13 protein-coding genes are annotated in these 17,263 nt (G+C 71.9%); 5 read left to right on the top strand and 8 right to left on the bottom strand.

Going from position 1 to position 17,263, the window contains the following annotated elements; all coding sequences use genetic code 11:
- Positions 1-57 precede the first annotated feature (57 nt).
- Entirely contained in the window at positions 58-714 is a 657-nt protein-coding gene (locus tag ACZ7CD_RS25030) for a response regulator transcription factor (protein WP_360384557.1), read from the bottom strand.
- Complete coding sequence (locus tag ACZ7CD_RS25025; RefSeq protein WP_470379779.1) at positions 711-1,799, bottom strand: sensor histidine kinase; 1,089 nt, start codon at positions 1,797-1,799, stop codon at positions 711-713. The genes ACZ7CD_RS25030 and ACZ7CD_RS25025 overlap by 4 nt, the downstream gene beginning before the upstream one ends.
- Before the next feature lie 153 nt (positions 1,800-1,952).
- Between ACZ7CD_RS25025 and ACZ7CD_RS25020 the strand changes: the two genes are divergently transcribed.
- A complete protein-coding gene (locus tag ACZ7CD_RS25020) occupies positions 1,953-2,264 on the top strand; it encodes a DUF6223 family protein (RefSeq protein WP_470368953.1) in 312 nt (103 codons plus the stop codon).
- Here ACZ7CD_RS25020 and ACZ7CD_RS25015 read toward each other — a convergent pair.
- The 3 genes from ACZ7CD_RS25015 to xylA all read right to left on the bottom strand — a co-directional run bounded on the left by ACZ7CD_RS25015 (position 2,221) and on the right by xylA (position 6,088).
- Positions 2,221-3,357 (bottom strand): ROK family protein, encoded by a 1,137-nt coding sequence (locus ACZ7CD_RS25015; protein ID WP_360384551.1) that lies wholly within the window; start codon positions 3,355-3,357, stop codon positions 2,221-2,223. The two genes, ACZ7CD_RS25020 and ACZ7CD_RS25015, sit on opposite strands and share 44 nt — an antisense overlap.
- Before the next feature lie 204 nt (positions 3,358-3,561).
- Positions 3,562-4,947: a xylulokinase gene (locus ACZ7CD_RS25010; protein WP_470379778.1), complete on the bottom strand. Its 1,386-nt coding sequence runs from the start codon at positions 4,945-4,947 to the stop codon at positions 3,562-3,564.
- Between the two features lies 1 nt (position 4,948).
- On the bottom strand, positions 4,949-6,088 hold the full coding sequence (xylA, locus tag ACZ7CD_RS25005) for a xylose isomerase (protein ID WP_360384547.1): 1,140 nt from the start codon (positions 6,086-6,088) through the stop codon (positions 4,949-4,951).
- 331 nt (positions 6,089-6,419) lie between these two features.
- On the opposite strand from xylA, the gene fusA reads away from it, so the two are divergent.
- The 4 genes from fusA to ACZ7CD_RS24985 all read left to right on the top strand — a co-directional run bounded on the left by fusA (position 6,420) and on the right by ACZ7CD_RS24985 (position 12,189).
- A complete protein-coding gene (fusA, locus tag ACZ7CD_RS25000) occupies positions 6,420-8,378 on the top strand; it encodes an elongation factor G (protein WP_470379777.1) in 1,959 nt (652 codons plus the stop codon).
- 52 nt (positions 8,379-8,430) lie between these two features.
- The gene (locus tag ACZ7CD_RS24995) at positions 8,431-9,207 is read left to right on the top strand and encodes an endonuclease/exonuclease/phosphatase family protein (protein WP_360384543.1); all 777 of its coding nucleotides are present in this window, start codon (positions 8,431-8,433) and stop codon (positions 9,205-9,207) included.
- A 64-nt stretch (positions 9,208-9,271) separates the two neighbouring features.
- Positions 9,272-9,868, top strand: coding sequence for a hypothetical protein (locus tag ACZ7CD_RS24990; protein ID WP_470379776.1), 597 nt, complete (start codon positions 9,272-9,274; stop codon positions 9,866-9,868).
- A 32-nt stretch (positions 9,869-9,900) separates the two neighbouring features.
- The gene (locus ACZ7CD_RS24985; protein ID WP_470379775.1) at positions 9,901-12,189 is read left to right on the top strand and encodes a GH92 family glycosyl hydrolase; all 2,289 of its coding nucleotides are present in this window, start codon (positions 9,901-9,903) and stop codon (positions 12,187-12,189) included.
- A gap of 11 nt (positions 12,190-12,200) precedes the next feature.
- Here ACZ7CD_RS24985 and ACZ7CD_RS24980 read toward each other — a convergent pair whose 3' ends face one another.
- The 3 genes from ACZ7CD_RS24980 to ACZ7CD_RS24970 all read right to left on the bottom strand — a co-directional run bounded on the left by ACZ7CD_RS24980 (position 12,201) and on the right by ACZ7CD_RS24970 (position 17,209).
- Entirely contained in the window at positions 12,201-14,423 is a 2,223-nt protein-coding gene (locus ACZ7CD_RS24980) for an SGNH/GDSL hydrolase family protein (RefSeq protein ID WP_360384537.1), read from the bottom strand.
- Positions 14,424-14,485: 62 nt separating this feature from the next.
- Positions 14,486-14,947, bottom strand: coding sequence for a hypothetical protein (locus tag ACZ7CD_RS24975; protein WP_470379774.1), 462 nt, complete (start codon positions 14,945-14,947; stop codon positions 14,486-14,488).
- A 3-nt stretch (positions 14,948-14,950) separates the two neighbouring features.
- A complete protein-coding gene (locus ACZ7CD_RS24970) occupies positions 14,951-17,209 on the bottom strand; it encodes a molybdopterin oxidoreductase family protein (protein WP_470379898.1) in 2,259 nt (752 codons plus the stop codon).
- Positions 17,210-17,263: the final 54 nt, after the last annotated feature.

Here is a 17,263-nt window from a genome sequence, read left to right as displayed (position 1 = left end):
CAACGGCGAGCGGCACCCGTTGTGGCAACGGGCTGAAGTCGGCGAGCAGGGTCCGCGTCACGGGCGCTGCGGCGTGACGAGGCCCGACTCGTAGGCGAGGACCACGAGCTGGGCGCGGTCGCGGGCGTGCAGCTTGGTCATGGCGCGGTTGACGTGGGTCTTGGCGGTGAGCGGGCTGATCACCATGCGGGCGGCGACCTCGTCGTTCGACAGGCCCTGGGCCACGAGCACGACGGCCTCCTGTTCGCGGTTGGTCAGCTCGCTCAGGCCGTGCCGGTTGAGCTGCGGCTGGCTCACGTACCGGTCGATGAGCCTGCGGGTGATCGACGGCGCGAGCAGGGCGTCGCCGCGGGCCGCCACCCGCACCGAGTGCAGGAAGTCCTCCGGGTGCACGTCCTTGACGAGGAACCCGGCCGCGCCCGCCCGCAGCGCCTCGAACACGTACTCGTCCAGGCCGTAGTTGGTGAGGATGACGACGTGCACGCCCGCCAGCGCCGGGTCGGCGGCGATCCGGCGGGTGGCCTCGATGCCGTCGACCTCGGGCATCTGGACGTCGACGAGCGCGATGTCCGGCAGGTGGGCACGGGCCTGCTCGACGCACTCGGCGCCGTTCGCCGCCTCCGCCACGACCGCGATGTCGTCCTCGGCCTGCAGCAGCGCGCGGAACCCGCTGCGGATCAACGGCTGGTCGTCGGCCAGCAGCACCCGGATCACGGCTGTGCCACCGGCAGCTCGGCGTGGACGCGGAAGCCGCCCCCGGTGCGCGGCGCGGCGTCCAGGTGCCCGCCGAGCGCGGTGACCCGTTCGCGCATCCCCCGCAGGCCGACACCGGGAGTGCCGTTCGGGGTGGCGGTGCCGTCGTCGTCGACCCGGATGACGAGCGCGTCCTCGCGGTGGTCGATGTGGACGCTGGCGGACGCGGCCCGCGCGTGCCGCGCGATGTTGGTGAGCGACTCCTGCACGATCCGGTACGCGGTCCGGTCGACGGCCGCGGGGAGGTCCGCGCGGTCGCCCTCGATCGTGAGCCGGGCGTCGAGGCCGGTGGTCCGCGCGCGGTCGACGAGGTCGGGCACGTCGCCCAGGCCGTGGTACTCGGTGTCGTCGCGCAGGGCCTCCAGCGTAGCGCGGAGCTCCCTGGTCGCCTCGCGGCTGGCGTCGCGGATGGCGATGAGCGCGTCCGGAACGTCCTCCCGCCGCTTCCGCGCGAGGTGGACGGCGACCTCGGCCTGCAGCTTGATCACCGAGATCTGGTGGGTGAGCGAGTCGTGCAGCTCGCGGGCGATGTGGAGGCGTTCCTCGTTCGCCCGGCGCAGCGCGGTCTCCTCACGGGTGCGCTCGGCCTCGTCCGCCCTCCTCTCCGCCTGCCGCAACGCTTCTCCCGCCGCCGCGGCCGCGACGAGCCAGGCGATCTGGAGCACGTCCCGGCTCTGCGTGAACGCCTCGGCGGTGGTCAGCCCGCGCGGCGACAGCACGACGGCGAGCGGCAGCGCGGCCAGCATCAGCACCGACCCGGCGACCGTGACGACGTGGTGACCGGCGCGCATCGCGGCGTAGACGGCGAACAGGAACGCGATCACCGGCACGTCGAACCCGGCGGCCTGGTAGCCGAGCGCGGTGAGCCCGGTGGCGGCGAGGACGGCACGCGGGTGGCTGCGCCGCGCGACCAACGCCAGTCCGCTCGCCGCCAGCAGTGCGAAACCGAGCGGTTCGAGCGTCGTGACCGGCCGGGAGGCACCGGCGACCACGAGGCTCGCCGCCACCCCGGCCGCGATCGCCCAGTCCGTCCACCGCCTGCTCATGCGTGCACCCTAACCGGATGTTCACGCTGGTAGATCCTGCACGGGGAGGACCTTCCGGCTACCGCGGACGCAGTAGACGGGTGTCTGTGCGCGCACGACGACGCGGACGGTCTGCACGGCCACGCTGGGGCCATCCGTTGAAAGGGGAAAGTCGTGGTTCTCGCACAGATCGCCGACACGTACGGGATGACGGCGGGCCGCACGTGGTCGCTTATCGGCGCAGCACTCGGCCTGGCCGGGCTGGTGCTCGCGTTCGCCGGCCGCCGGTTCGCGGTGGCCGCTCTCACCGCGGGTACCGCCGGCGCGGTGGCCGGGGTGCTGGTGGTGGCGTTCGCGAAGGGCGGTCCCGGCACCGGCCACGGCATCGTCGGCGGCTACGTGTCACTGGTCGTGGGCCTGGCCGCGGTGGTCACCGCCGTGCTCAGGCGTAGAGGCGCTCGGGCTGCTGGACCGTCCGCCGGGTGATGAGCCCCGCCGCACCCCGCACGACCGCGAACTCGCCGAGCGGCGACGCGACCAGCCGCGTGTGCCGCTCACCGCCCGCCAGCACCCGGTTGTCCATTTCGGACCGGATCGCGGCGCTCAAGTGGTCGTGCAGGACGGCATAGCTGCCGCCGAGCACGACGGTCGGCACGTCGAAGAGGTTCATCAACGTCGCCAGCCCCACTCCGAGCGCCCGTCCGGCCTCGCTGACGGCGTGCCGTGCGCGTTCATCGGTCTTCAGGGCTTCCGTGAGCTCGTCGAGGTGCTTGCGTCCCGCATCCCGCAGCATGACGTCAAGCCCCGCATACCGTTCCACGCACCCACGGCTGCCACACGTGCACTGCACACCATCGCGCTCGATGACCACGTGCCCGAGCTCGCCGGCGAACCCGCTCACCCCGCGGTACACCTCGCCGCCGAGCACCACCCCAGCGCCGATGCCGACGTCCGCCGAGACGTGCACGAAGTCCTCGCCCGCCAGGTGCTTCGGCCACAGGTGGGCGAGGGCGGCGAGGTTGGCCTCGTTGTCGAGCTCGACGTCCAGCCCGAGCCGCGCGGTCAGGTGCGCGGTGAGGTCGTGGCCGACGAGGTGCGGCAGGTTCGGCGCACGGACGACCGTTCCGTTGTGGACCACGCCGGGCACCGCGAGCCCGACACCGAGGACGGTTCTCGTGGTCTTCGCACTCTCGACGAGGTCGGCGACGCGGGCGAGCACCTGCTCGGCGGTGGCGTGCCGGTTGTCGGCGGGCACCCGGTGCCGGTGCACGGTCTCGCCGTCGAGCCCCAGCACCTCGACGGCGAGGTGCTCGACGTTGACCTCCACGCCGATCGAGACCGGCCCCTCCGGGTGGAACCGGAGCGGCTTCGACGGCCGTCCGACCCCGGTCAGGGTCGCGGGCTCCTCGACCAGGACACCGTTGGCCAGCAACGGTTCGGTCAGGTTCGACAGGGTCGCCTTGGTGAGACCGGTGCGGGCGGCCAGTTCGGCGCGCGAGCCGGGTTTGTCGACCAGGGCGAGCAGGACTGTGCGCAGGTTGCCGAGGCGTACCTGCCGCAGGTGGTCGACGGTGGTCATCGCCATCAGTATCGCCGCGCGGGGGCGGAGGGGTGCGCGTGGATGCCGGTTGGTGGGCCGACGCGGGTGGGCGGGGGAGCGGCGAGTCGCGTGGTGGTGGCACATGCGCCCACACCGCACCCCACACACAACCCGGCCGGCGTGCGCACGACTCCCACCGCGCGCACGCCGCCCAAGCCCACTCCCAAGCCCCCGGTCACACCATCACCGGCTCAGGTACTTCTGCGCCGCCTCGCCATACCGGGCCCGGACCTCCGCAACAGCGGCGGCCTCGAACACCTCCGCCGCCCCGCGCGACCACACGGGCGGCTGCGCACCACCGGCGAGCACCCACGCGGCTTGCCGGGCCGCACCGTCGGCCACGTACTCGCCGGGCGACGGCACGGTCACCGGCACGCCGAACACGGTCGGCGCGATCCGGCGGACCGCGGGTGAGGCAGCCGCGCCGCCGACCAGTTGCACGCCGGTCACGTCGGCGCCCTGGGCGGCGAGTGCGTCGAGGCCGACGGCCAGGCCGCACAGCATGCCCTCGACGGCGGCCCTGGCGATGTTCGCCGGGGTGGCGTTCGACAGGGTCAGGCCGTGCAGGGCGCCGGTCGCGTCCGGGAGGTTCGGGGTGCGTTCGCCCTCCAGGTACGGCACCAGCACCACGCCCTCCGCGCCGGCCGGGGCCGACAGGGCGAGCGTGCTCAGCCGGTCGAGGTCCACGCCCAGCATGCGGGCGGTCGCGTCCAGCACGCGGGCGGCGTTCAGGGTGCACGCGAGTGGCAGGTAGCGGCCGGTGGCGTCGGCGAAGCCCGCCACGATGCCGGACGGGTCCGTCGCGCGGACCTCGCTCGTCGCGGTCACCACGCCGGAGGTGCCCAGGGACACCACGACGTCGGTGCCCGACGAGACGCCCAGCATCGCCGCCGCGTTGTCGCCGGCGCCGGGACCGAGGCGCAGGTGGCCCGCGGTGACCGACTCGGCAGGGCCGAGCACGCGGGGGAGCTGCACGTCGGCGCGGCCGAGGCCGCGTTCGAGCAGGCTCGGGACGTACTCGTCGGCCACCGAGTCGAAGTAGCCGGTGCCGGAGGCGTCCGAGCGGTCCGTCACCAGGTCGGCGAGGTCGCCGGTGCCGCGCAGCCGCCACGTCAGCCAGTCGTGCGGCAGGCAGACGGCGGCGGTGCGCTTGGCGTTCTCCGGTTCGTGCTGCTGCAGCCAGCGCAGCTTGGTGATCGTGAACGACGCGACCGGCACCAGGCCGATCCGCGCCGCCCACACGTCCGCGCCGAGCTCGGCGGTCAGGTCCGCGGCGGCTGCCGCGGACCTGGTGTCGTTCCACAGCAGGGCGTCCCGCACGACCTCGCCGTCGTCGTCGAGGCACACCATGCCGTGCTGCTGCCCCGCGACGCTGAGCGCGGCCACGTCGTCGAGCCCGCCCGCCTGGGCGGCGGCCTCCTCGTACGCCCGCCACCAGTGCGACGGGTGCACCGACGTGCCGTCGGGGTGCGCGGCCCGGCCCTCGCGCACGAGCTCGCCGGTGTCCGCGTCCCTGATGACGACCTTGCACGACTGCGTAGACGAGTCGACCCCCGCCACGAGCGTCATGTCAGCGCGCTCCCATGAGGTGCTCGAGGGCCAGCTGGTTGAGGCGAACGAACCCGAACCCGCGCTCGGCGGCCTTGTCCGGGTCGAACGACTCGGCCAGCAGCTCGTCGTAGCCCTCGCCGTCGTTCAGCGTCGGCTGGCTCAGCTCCGGCACACCGGCGGTGGCCAGCGCCTCCTGCACCTCGGGGTCGGCCCTGAACGCCGCCGCACGCTCCTTGAGCAGCAGGTACGTCCGCATGTTCGCCTTGACCGACTCCCACACGCCGGTGAAGTCCTCGGTGCGCGACGGCTTGTAGTCGAAGTGCCGCGGCCCCTCGTAGCCCGCCGTCTCCAGCAGGTCGACCAGCGCGAACGCGTTCATCAGGTCGCCGTGGCCGAACACCAGGTCCTGGTCGTACTTGATGCTGCGCTGACCGTTGAGGTCGATGTGGAACAGCTTGCCGTGCCACAACGCCTGCGCGATGCCGTGCACGAAGTTGAGGCCCGCCATCTGCTCGTGCCCGACCTCGGGGTTGAGGCCGACCAGCTCCGGCTTGTCCAGCGAGGTGATGAACGCTAGCGCGTGACCGATCGTGGGCAGCAGGATGTCGCCCCGCGGCTCGTTCGGCTTGGGCTCGATGGCGAACTTGATGTCGTAACCGCGGTCGGTGACGAACTGCGTGAGCAGGTTCAGGCCCTCGCGGTAGCGGTCCAGTGCCGCCCGCACGTCCTTCGCGGTGTCGTACTCGGAGCCCTCGCGGCCGCCCCACAGCACGTACGTCTTCGCACCGAGCTCGGCCGCGAGCTCGACGTTGCGCAGCACCTTGTGCAGCGCGTACCGGCGCACGCCCCGGTCGTTGCTGGTGAAACCGCCGTCCTTGAACACCGGGTGGGTGAACAGGTTCGTGGTGACCATCGGGATGGTCAGCCCGGTCTCCTCCAGCGCCCCCTTCAACCGGCCGACCTGCTGGTCGCGGTTGGAGGAGTCGAAGAGGTCGTCGTCGTGGAACGACATGCCCCACGCGCCGAGCTCGGCCAGCTTGTGCACGGCCTCGACCACGTCCAGTGCGGGTCGCGTGGCCTCGCCGAACGGGTCACGACCCGGCCAGCCGATGGTCCACAGGCCGAAGGAGAACTTGTCCGCCGGAGTGGGCGCGCTCATGATCCACCCTTTCGTTCAAAGCTTGAACTTAGTGCAGACCGTACGACGCCGAGCCCGTGATCGCAATAATCCGGTTCCACGTCCGCAACGCGCCTCGTAGACTTCTGATCACCATCACCGAGCGAGGGGAGTACGGCCGTGCGCGTCCGCACCGCTCCCCGCTTCGACGTGATCCTCGTGTCCTCGCACCCCGGCTGCCCGCTGCGCGCCGGGCACCGGTAGTCCGCGAAGACCCCTCTTCTCCCGGCACGTGACCTGTCGTGCCGTCCGGGTCTCGTCGGCCGCATCGCGCCGACCGCACCACCAGAGACCACCCGAAAGGCACCGCGCCATGCGCGCCATCCGCAACATCGGCATCCTCGCCCACGTCGACGCCGGCAAGACCACCCTCACCGAACGCGTCCTCTTCGTCACCGGCACCACCCACCGGCGCGGCGAGGTCCACGACGGCACGACCGTCACCGACTTCGACCCGCAGGAGCGCGACCGCGGCATCACGATCTTCGCCGCCGCCGTGAGCTGCACGTGGGACGACCACCGCATCAACCTCATCGACACGCCGGGCCACGTCGACTTCGCCGACGAGGTCGAACGGGCGCTGCGCGTGCTCGACGGCGCGGTCGTGGCGTTCGACGGGGTGGCCGGGGTCGAGCCGCAGAGCGAGTCGGTGTGGCGGCAGGCCGACCGGTACGGCGTGCCGCGGATCGCGTTCGTCAACAAGCTCGACCGGGCCGGCGCCGACCTCGACCGGGCCGTCGAGTCGATCAGGACCCGGCTGCGCACCACGCCGCTGGTCGTCCAGCTGCCCATCGGCCGGGAGGACGGCTTCCGCGGGGTCGTCGACCTGGTCGCGATGCGCGCGTACGTCTGGACCGACGAATGCGCGGAAACCACTGTGCCGCAAGAAGCACACGCCCGCAGGAGAAGGCTGGAGGAAGCGGTCGCCGAGCTGCACCCCGGTGCGCTGGAGGAGTTCTGCGCGAAGGACGAGCTCACCGACGACACGCTCAGGAACGCCTTGCGCGACCTCACGCACGCGAACAAGGCGACAGTCGTTCTGTGCGGCAGCGCGTACCGCAACCGCGGCGTCGAACCGTTGCTGGACGCGGTCGTGGCGTACCTGCCGTCCCCTGTGGACGTACGGCCGATCGAGAGCGTGGACGGGCAACGACGACGGGCGGATCCGGAGGAACCGTTCGCCGCGCTGGCGTTCAAGGTGAACTCGACCGCGACGGGCCGGGTGACCTCCGTGCGCGTCTACTCGGGCACCCTCCACAAGGGAGACACGGTGCTCGTGAACGGCCGAACGGAACGCGTCGCGCGGATCCTGCGGGTCCAGGCCGACCGGCACACGCCGGTCGACACCGCGACGGCCGGTGACATCGTGGCCGTGGTGGGGCTGAAGAACACGCGCACCGGGGCGACCCTGTGCGCGCCCGACGCCCCGCTGCTGCTCGAAGAACCGGTCACGCAGGACCCGGTCGTCTCGGTGGCGGTGGAGGCCAGGTCCGCCGCCGACACCGAACGGCTGGTCCAGGCGCTGGCCCACCTCACAGAGGAGGACCCGTCGCTGAAGGTCACGACCGACCGGGAGACCGATCAGCTGCTGCTCGCCGGCCTCGGTGAGCTGCACCTGGAGGTGGCGGTGGAGAAGGTGCGCCAGACCCACCGCGTCGAGGTCGTGACGGGACGGCCGAGGGTCGCCTACCGCGAGACGGTCGAACGGGGTGTGTCCGGATTCGTCTACCGGCACGTGAAGCAGGACGGAGGTGCGGGGCAGTTCGCCCACGTGGTGATCGACACCGAACCGGCCGACGCCTTCGAGTTCCGCTCGGCGGTCACCGGCGGGCGGGTGCCGCAGGAGTTCGTCAGGGCGGTCGAACAGGGCTGCCGCGACGCGCTCGCCGAGGGCCCGCTCGGGTTCCCGGTGGCCGGTGTGCGGGTGACGCTCACCGACGGCTCCACGCACGTCAAGGACTCCAGTGAGATGGCCTTCCGGACGGCGGGCCGCCTCGGGCTCCGCGACGCGCTGCGCCAGGGCGTCATGACCAGGCTCGAACCGGTGACCGAGGTCACGGTCACCGTGCCGGAGGAGTTCGCCGGCGGCGTGTTCGGCGACCTGGCGGCCCGGCGTGGCCGCATCCTCGGCTCCACCACCAGGGCGGACGTGGCGGTGGTGACGGCGAGCGTGCCGCTGGCGGAGATGTTCGGCTACGTGACGAGGTTGCGCAGCCGGACGCAGGGCCGCGGCACGTTCACCAGCCGCCCCACCGGTTATGCGCCCGCATAGCACGGAACGGGCCCGCCCGCGCACCGGCGCGGGCGGGCCTATGCTCGATCGAATGGTGATCGGACCGGCTCCCCACGACCGACTGCACGTGATGTCGTTCAACCTGCGCTTCGCCTCGAACGTGGAGCCGAACTCCTGGGCCACGAGACGACCGGTGGTGGCCCGGCTGCTCAACGCGGAGCAACCCACCGTCCTGGGCACTCAAGAAGGCCTGTACGGACAGGTCAAGGACGTCGCGACCGACCTGCCGGACCGCTACGACTGGATCGGCGTCGGCCGCGCGGGCGGCAGCCACGACGAGTTCGTCGCCGTCTTCTTCGACACCGCGCGGCTCGACCCGCTCGCGTTCGACCACCACTGGCTCTCCGACACCCCGAACGTGATCGGCTCGCGGACGTGGGGCAACAACGTGGTCCGGATCGTCACGTGGGTCCGCTTCGCCGACAAGCACACCGGTGCCCAGTTCGTCTTCGTGAACACCCACTTCGACCACGAGTCGGAGCTCGCGCGGCTGCGCAGCGCCGAGGCCATCCGCGACCGCCTCAACGCCCAGACGCTGCCGGTCGTGCTCACCGGCGACTTCAACGACGTGCCGGGGTCGAAGGCCTACCGCGTCCTCGGCCTGGAGGACACCTGGAACGGCTCCCGCCTCACGCCCGCGTACGGCACGTTCCACGGCTACGCGCCGCTGGTGCCGGACGGCCCGCGGATCGACTGGATCATGACCCGCGGCGCCACCACCGAGGCCGCCGCGATCAACACCTACGCCGAGGGCACCCAGTACCCGTCCGACCACCTCCCGATCCAGGCGCTGCTCCGGCTCCACTGATCCATCGGTACCGGAACCCGTCTCAGCTCGACCGCGCAGTGGTCTGAACCATTAGGTTGGCTGCATGCGCCTGAAAACAGTGATCGCGTCCGTGCTGGTGGCGGTCTCGCTCGGCTCCGGAGTGGCGGCGGCGGCCGCTCCGGCCCGCCACGAGTGCGCCACCCCGTCCATCGACCGCTACCAGCAGTGGCTGGCCAGCGGTGAGGGCACCACCGAGCCCGCGACCGGCAGCACCCTCGTCCCCGACGGGCGGCACCGGTACGCGGCGAAGATCAAGTTCCTCAACCCCGAGTGGCACGTCATGGTGCTCTGGCTCGGGAACCGGTTCGAGGCAGAGGCGGACCTGTCGCGCTCGCGCGGGTTCCTGATGACCTACAGCGCCACCGACGACCTGTACGTCCAGCTGCGGCCCGCGTCCGACTGGAGCGGCGGGGCCAAGTGGGTCACCAAGATCCCGTCGACCCGCGGCAAGGTCGTCTCGCGGTTCTTCAGCTTCGCGCCTGACAAGTGGACGACCTTGGCGGAGCTCGGTGCGCCGAACTACCCCTTGGCGGACGCGCTCGACGACGCCCGCGGCCTGGTCTTCGTCGGCAAGACGCCCAACGACCTGACGTTCAAGGGGCTGAAGGTGGACGGGTACCGGCCACCCTGCGTTTACTGACAGCGTTGTCGCGACCGGGTACGTTCCGGCGCGTGAGAGCGCTCTCGATCACCCTGGTCGCTGTCCTCACCGCCGCGCTGGCGGCTCCCGCGAGCGCGGCGGTGCGGGACGACACGTCCTCCGTCGACCCGCTGATCGGCTCGGCGGGTGGTGGCAACACCTATCCGGGCGCGGTGCGGCCGTTCGGGATGATCTCCTGGAGCCCGACGTCGACCCGTGGCGACCAGACGAACACCGGTGCCGCCAACGGGTACGCCTACGACGCCACGCGGGTGCGCGGGTTCAGCCTGACACACGTCAACGGCGCCGGCTGCCACCCCGGCGCGGCGGGGGACGTGCCGATCATGCCGCACGTCGGCGCCATCACCACGTCACCGACCGCGGACACCGGGGACCAGGTCTTCGCGAGCGACTTCTCCCACGCCGACGAGGTCGCCGAACCCGGCCGGTACCGGGTGGGGCTCAAGTCCGGTGCGAGCGCCGACCTCTCCGTGACGACCCGCGCGGGCATCGGCGAGTTCGGCTTCCCCGCCGACCAGCCGGCATCGCTGCTGTTCCGCGTCTCGAATTCGTTGAACGGCAGCGAGGACGCCGAGGTCACCATCGACCCGGCCGCGCGGACGGTCTCCGGTTCCGTGCTGACCGGCGCCTTCTGCGGCCGGCGGGCGAACGGCGGCACGAACAACCAGAGGTCCTACTACCGCCTGTACTTCACCGCCTCCTTCGACCAGGCGTTCAGCGGTTTCGGCACGTGGGTCGACGCTTCGCTCAAGCCCGGTGCCACCACCGCGACCGGCGGCGAGGGCTACCTGACCGGCAACGCCCGTGCCGGCAGGGGTTCCGGCGGCTACGTGTCCTTCGCGGACACCAAGGTGCGCATGCGCGTCGGCATCTCCTACACCAGCCTCGAAGCCGCACAGCGCAACCTGAAGGCCGAGATCTCGAAGCGGGACACCGTCGAGTCGGTGGCCGGGGACGCCCGGCGCGAGTGGGCGAGGCAGCTGCGCGCCGTGGAGGTCGACGGCGGCACCGCTGACCGGCGCACGGTCTTCTACACCGCGCTCTACCACGCCTTCCTGCAGCCGAACGTGGCCAGCGACGTCGACGGCACCTACCTCGGCAGCGACCGCCTCGTGCACCGCCTGGCACCCGGCCAGCGGGTCCAGTACGGCAACTTCTCCGGCTGGGACCAGTACCGCGCCCACACCCAGCTGCTGGCGCTGCTCGAACCGCGCGTCGCCGGTGACTACGCCCAGTCCCTGCTGAACCTGGCACGGCAGAACGGCGGGGTGTGGGACCGCTGGGTGCACGTCAACGGCCCCACCCACGTGATGACCGGCGACCCGTCCGCGCCCGCTGTCGCCGGCATGCACGCCATGGGGGCCAAGAACTTCGACGTCCGCGGCGCGTTCGACTCGTTGCTGCGCCAGGCCACCGTCCCGCACCCGGACGGCCTGTCCGACAAGGGCTGTCCCGGCCAGTGCGAGGGCCAGCGCCCCAACCTCGCCGAGCACCTGCGCCTCGGCTACGCCCCGCAGGACACCTGCCACTGCTGGGGCGGTGCCGCCGAGACCCTGGAGGACGCGGTCGCCGACCAGGCGCTCGCGGACCTCGCCGACCGCCTCGGCCGCCCGTCCGCCGAGCTGCGCGCCCGCGCGGGCTGGTGGCGCAACACCTTCAACCCGGCCACCGGGTACCAGCAGGCCCGCCGCGCCGACGGGTCGTGGGTGACGCCGTTCAGCCCGTCCTCCGACCTCGGGTTCGCGCAGGGGTCCAGCGCCACCTACACGTGGATGGTCCCGCACGACGCCGCCGGTCTGGCCGCCGCGATGGGCGGTGACGACGCCGCGGTGACCCGCCTCGACGCGTTCTTCCACCGCGCCGACGGCTCGTGGGCCACCGGCGGCGACCCGGCGCGCTACGACCCGACCAACGAGCCCGGCATCCACACCCCGTGGCTCTACAGCGAGTTCGGCCGCCCCGACAAGGCGCAGGAGACCGTGCGCGCCCTGGCGTCGCTGGTCTACCGCACCGGCCCGGCCGGCCTGCCCGGCAACGACGACCTCGGCACCATGTCCGCCTGGTACGTCTTCGCCGCGCTCGGCCTGTACCCGCGCACGCCCAGCAGCGCGGAGCTGCACGTGACCAACCCGATGTTCGCGAAGGCCCGCATCGCCGGTCGCGGGATCACGGTCCTGGCGCCGCGGTCGGCGCTGACCCACGTCGACGGCGTGCGGTGGAACGGCCGGCGGGTGGAGCAGCCGTGGCTGCCGGAGTCGTTCGTGCGGCGCGGCGGAGTCCTCGTGGTCACCGGACGCTGACCCGCACCGGCTCACCACCCCAGGTGCTGCCGGATGGCCTGCTCTTTGACCAGTTCGGCGTAGGCCGCCTGTCCCGCCGCGTTGGGGTGGTAGCTGCTGCCCAGCTCCGGGACCTGCGGTCCGTAGAAGTAGGGCCAGTCGCGGGTGGAGCACAGCTCGTGGCCCTCGAACAGCGGTGCGGGGTCGAGGTAGTGGAACTTCGTGCCGCGCGCGCCGACCCGGTCGCGGATGGTGTCGTTGAGCGCGGTCACCAATGTGCGGGCGCCGGCCTGGTCGGTCTCGTCGATGTCGACGTCGAGGGGGCCCAGGTACCGGCACGGGGTGAAGTCGGCGTCGCCGGCGATCAGCTGGGGGTAGCCCAGCACCCACACCTCCGCGTCCCGGGCCCTCAGGGCGATCTTGGCGTAGAGGTCGTCGAGCAGACCGGGCAGCACGAAGTCCACGAGCGCCTTGGACTCGCGGTACCGCGCGGAGTCGACACCGCACGACCCGGACACGCAGGCCTTGGCGAAGTCGGAGAACTTCACGTCGTTGCCGCCGATGGTCAGCGTGACGAGCCGGGTGTCGTCGCCCAGCGCGCTCAGCTGCGCCGGTTCTCCGTTCGCGGGCACCTGCACGGTGGCGGTCGTGGCGCCGGAGCAGGCCCGGAAGTCGGTGGTGAAGTCCAGGGTCCGGTCCTGGTCGACCAGCTCGGCGTAGGCGAGCGCGCTGCGGTGGCAGCCGTTGGCGTCCGAGGGCGCGGTGTAGGGCTTGACCGCTTCGCCGGAGGAGAACGAGTCGCCCAGCGCGACGTGCCGCAACGGCCCGGTGCCGCGGCCGGACTGGCCGAGCAGGTCTCCGCGCGGGTAGTCGATGCTCGCGCCCTTGAACGGCAACCGCCACAGCGTCAGCGGCGGCGTGGGGCCGTTGTTCATGCGCCCGAGGTTGCAGTGCTCGGGTTGCACGCAGGTGACCAGCAGGACCGCGTCCTGGGTCAGCGCGAGGCCTTCGCCGTGGTGCGGGGTGCCGATCGTGTCGCGTGCGACCGTGGGCTGGGCGCCGGTGTTGTGGACGGCGAGGAGCCGACCGCGCCGGTCGGTCTGCCGCACCTCGACGTGCTCGTCACCGGACCCGGTGTAGGTGAGGAACCGGGCGACGTAGACGTTGCCGTCGAGGTCGACCTGCGGCGCCGTCACGTGCTGGACCACCGCACCGGTCACCGGCGCGAACGCGGAGGAAGTCTCACCCGACGCGGACACGGTGATCATCGGGTCGGTGTGGCGGCCGTAGGTGCTCAGCACCACGCCGCCGTCCGGGGTGGCGCGCATCCCCCGCGTGGCGGTGCACCAGCCGACCGCGTTCGTCAGGCCGTGCACGCGGCTCGTGCCGTCGAGGTCGACCCGCTGGACGTGCCGCACGCAGCTCGAACCCTGGTTGTCGAGCTGGTCGACCGCGACGAACGCGTCACCGGCGGCATTGACGGAGAACCCGGTGATGACGGTGTCGTAGCCGCGCACGACCTCCGCGGCGTCCGGCCGGACGGTGCCGTCGTGGTCGACGTGGCGCACGGAGCTGCCGTCCAGCACGGTCACACCGGTGCGGTGCGGCGACATCAGCGGGAACGACCCGAGGTAGCCGTACTGCGAGACCGCGGCGTTGGCGGACAGCGGGCGGTCGAACCGCACGGCGCCCGTGGTGCGGTCGAGGCTGAGCAGCCGGACGTTCTCCGAACGGCAGTCGTGGTTGTAGACCAGCGCGTACAGGTTCCCGTCCGCGCCGATCGCGAGCGAGTGCACCTGCGTCCAGTAGCGGTAGCTGGAGCAGGACGTCCGGACCGGCGTGTGCCACAGCCGCGTGCCGGTGGGGTCGAACCCGCCGATCTGCACGACGTCATCGGTGTTGTGGTCGACGTACGGGGCGAAGTACCGGTTCTGCCCGTCGACGGCGGTGTTCGTCGAACACCCGCTCAGCGCACGCCACCCCTGCGCGGGAGCGCTGATGCGCATCCGCTCGGTGCCACCGGGCGCGAGACCGACCGCGCTGACCGGGGCGCGCTCGGAGTTGCACGTCGTGACGGCCCCGCCGTCCACGGTCCCCAGCACTCCGGCGGCCCACACGCCGCTGAGGTCGGCCGGCATGGAGTACGGGTAGCCGGACGCTGCCCAGGCCGCACCGGGCGGCACGAGGCCCTGGGTCAGCAGCACCACGACGACCAGCAGAAGCGCCCGAGCGGGACGCTGAACGGTGAACGGCACGACAGCTACATCGCGCCCGCACGTCCCGGATTACGCATTCCTCCCTGATGCACTCGAAGGAACTAGTTCGCTGCCGCGATCAACGCCTGCGGTGCCGCCTGCTTGATCCGCGTCGTCAGCCACGACAGCTGCCGCTTGGTCTCCTTCTCGCAGGAGCTCACGACGTCGAGCAGCGCGCGGTCCCGCAGCCCCTGCGCGGCCTGCCCGACGACGGTCCACGTGATGTCCGTGAACGACGCCAGCGCGTACAGGTCCTGCAGGTCGCGCAGCAGCCCGACGCCACCGCCGCGGGTCTCGGTGACCTCGGCCGCGTGCAGGCGTTCCGGTTCGTCCTCGCGGTGCTCGCCGTAGCGCTGCACGAACGGCCAGAGGTGGCCGGCCTGGCTGTCGGTCCGGCCGGCCAGCACCTCGCACATGTGCTGCACGTCGGGTTCGTCGCCGTGCCCGGCGGCGATCTCGCGGAACGCGGCGGCGAGCGTGCCCAGCGAGGTGTGCAGGAGACCGAGGTAAGTCGAGAGGTGCACCGGTCACACCTTCCTGATCCGCACGGCACTGATCTTGAACGTCGGTTGCTTCGAGACCGGGTCCCACTGGGTGCGGGTGAGCTCGTTCGCGGCCTGGAAACCGTAGTGGAACGGCACGAACACCACCCCCGGCCGACACCGCCCGATGCGGACCGGGACCTCGATCGCGCCGCGCGGCGACTCCACGCGCACCAGGTCGCCGTGGGCCAGGCCCAGCTCTTCGGCGTCGGCGGGGGAGACCTCCACCCACGGGTTGGGCGCGGCCTGCTGCAACTCCGGTGCGCGGGCGGTCTTGGTGCGGGTGTGGAAGTGGTAGACCGACCGCCCGGTCGTGCACAGCAACGGGTAGTCCTCGCTCGGCTGCTCCGGCGGCGGGGTGTGCTCGACGGCCTTGAGGAACGCGCGGCCGTCGGGGCGCCGCGCCTTGTACTCGGTCGGAGTGACCGACGCGCCGGTCAGCAGGTCGTGGCCGAAGTCCTCGCAGTAGTCGGCTGCGGTGGGGAAGTGGCCGTCGGCGTAGAGCCGTTCCGCGCCGCCCCAGGGGATTCCGCCGCCGCGCAGCTTCTCGTAGGACAGGTCGGTGTAGTCGCACGGCCGGCCACGGCTGCACTCACGCCACGCGTCGAACGCGCCCTCGGCGTCCTTCCACTTGATCAGCGGGGCGCCGTCGCGGTCGCGCAGGTCCATGCGGCGCGCGTAGTCCAGGAAGATGTCCAGGTCGCTGCGGGCCTCGCCGGGCGGCTGCACGGCCTGCTCGGACAGGTGCACGACACGGGTGGCGTTGGTGAACGTGCCCTGCTTCTCGCCCCACAGCGCGGCGGGCAGCACGACGTCGGCCAGCTCGGTCGTCTCGGTCGGAAAACCGTCCTGCACCACGACGAACAGGTCCTCGCGCCGCAGGATGTCCCTGATCCTCGCCAGGTCCGGCAGCGACACCGCCGGGTTCGTCGCGGAGATCCACAGGAACCGGATCGTGCCCTGCTCGGCGTACCGCCAGATCTGCATCGCGTGCGTCGGCGGCGCCCAGTGCGGGATGGTCAGCGGGTCGACGTTCCACAGCCGCGCGAGCTCGTCGACGTGGTCGGGGTTGTCCCAGTTGCGGAAACCGGGCAGGTCGCCGTTCGCGCCGGACTCGCGGGTGTTCTGCGCGGTCGGCTGGCCGTTCATCTGCAGCACGCCGCTGCCCGGCCGCCCGATCAGGCCGCGCAGCAGGTGCAGGTTGTTGACCTGGCAGGACGCCGCGGTGGCCTGGTGGGACTGGTAGAAGCCCTGCAACACCGTCGACAGCACGCGCCCGGTGGTGCCGAAGATCTCCGCCGCCCTGAGCAGGTCGACGGGGGAGATGCGGCAGATCTCGGCGACGTGCTCGGGCGTGTACGGCTCGACGACCGCCTTGAGGTCCTCGAACCCGAGGGTGTGCGCGGCGACGTAGTCGTGGTCGACCCAGTCGTTCGCGATCACCGCGCGCACCAGGCCGTTCATCAGCGCCTGGTTGGTGCCGGGCAACGGCGCCAGGTGCACGTCCGCGCGTTCGGCCACGGGCGTGCGGCGCGGGTCCACGACGACGAGCCGCGGCCGGTCGGGGCCCTCCAGCCGGTCCAGCACCCGCGCCCACAGCACGGTCTGCGTCGCGGCCATGTTGTGCCCGTAGAGGAACATCGCGTCGGTCAGGTCCACGTCGGCGTGGCACGCGGGCTGCCCGTCGGCCCCGAAGGTCTCCTTGAGCGCCGCCGCGGCCGTCGCCGTGCACAACCGGGTGTTGCCGTCCATGTGCGGTGTGCCGAGACCGGCCTTCCCGATCACGCCGAGCGTGTAGTACTCCTCCAGGAACAGCTGCCCGCTCGTGTAGAACCCGTGCGACAACGGCCCGTGCTCGGCCAGCAGCGCCTTCGACCGGCGCACGACCTCGCCCATCGCGGTGTCCCAGTCGGTCTCGACCAGCTCGCCACCGCGGCGGACGCGCGGCTTGGTGAGGCGGTCGGTGCGATGGGCCTGCCAGGAGCCGTAGAGCCCCTTGGGGCCGAGCCGGCCATGGTTGACCATGTCGCCGGAGCGACCGCGGACGCCCACCATCCTGCCGTCCTTGACGGCGATGTCGCAGCCGCAGCCGTTGCTGCACAGCACGCAGGCCGACGGCACCCACTGGTCCACATCGGACTCGGTGACGCCGTCCGCGAGATCGAGGTCCACCCGTACCGGCCAGCGCGCGTCGCGAGCGTGCGGAGTGCGCGGTCCCCAGATGTCGTCGATGCGGTTCACCAGGAAGCGGTACCCCTCGCTGACCTGCTGAAACTGCGGACATCGCGCGCAAATCGG

The organism is Lentzea sp. NPDC036949, from assembly GCF_055608075.1.
Note: the sequence above shows the minus strand (reverse complement) of the source record. Positions and strands in the feature narration are given on the sequence as shown.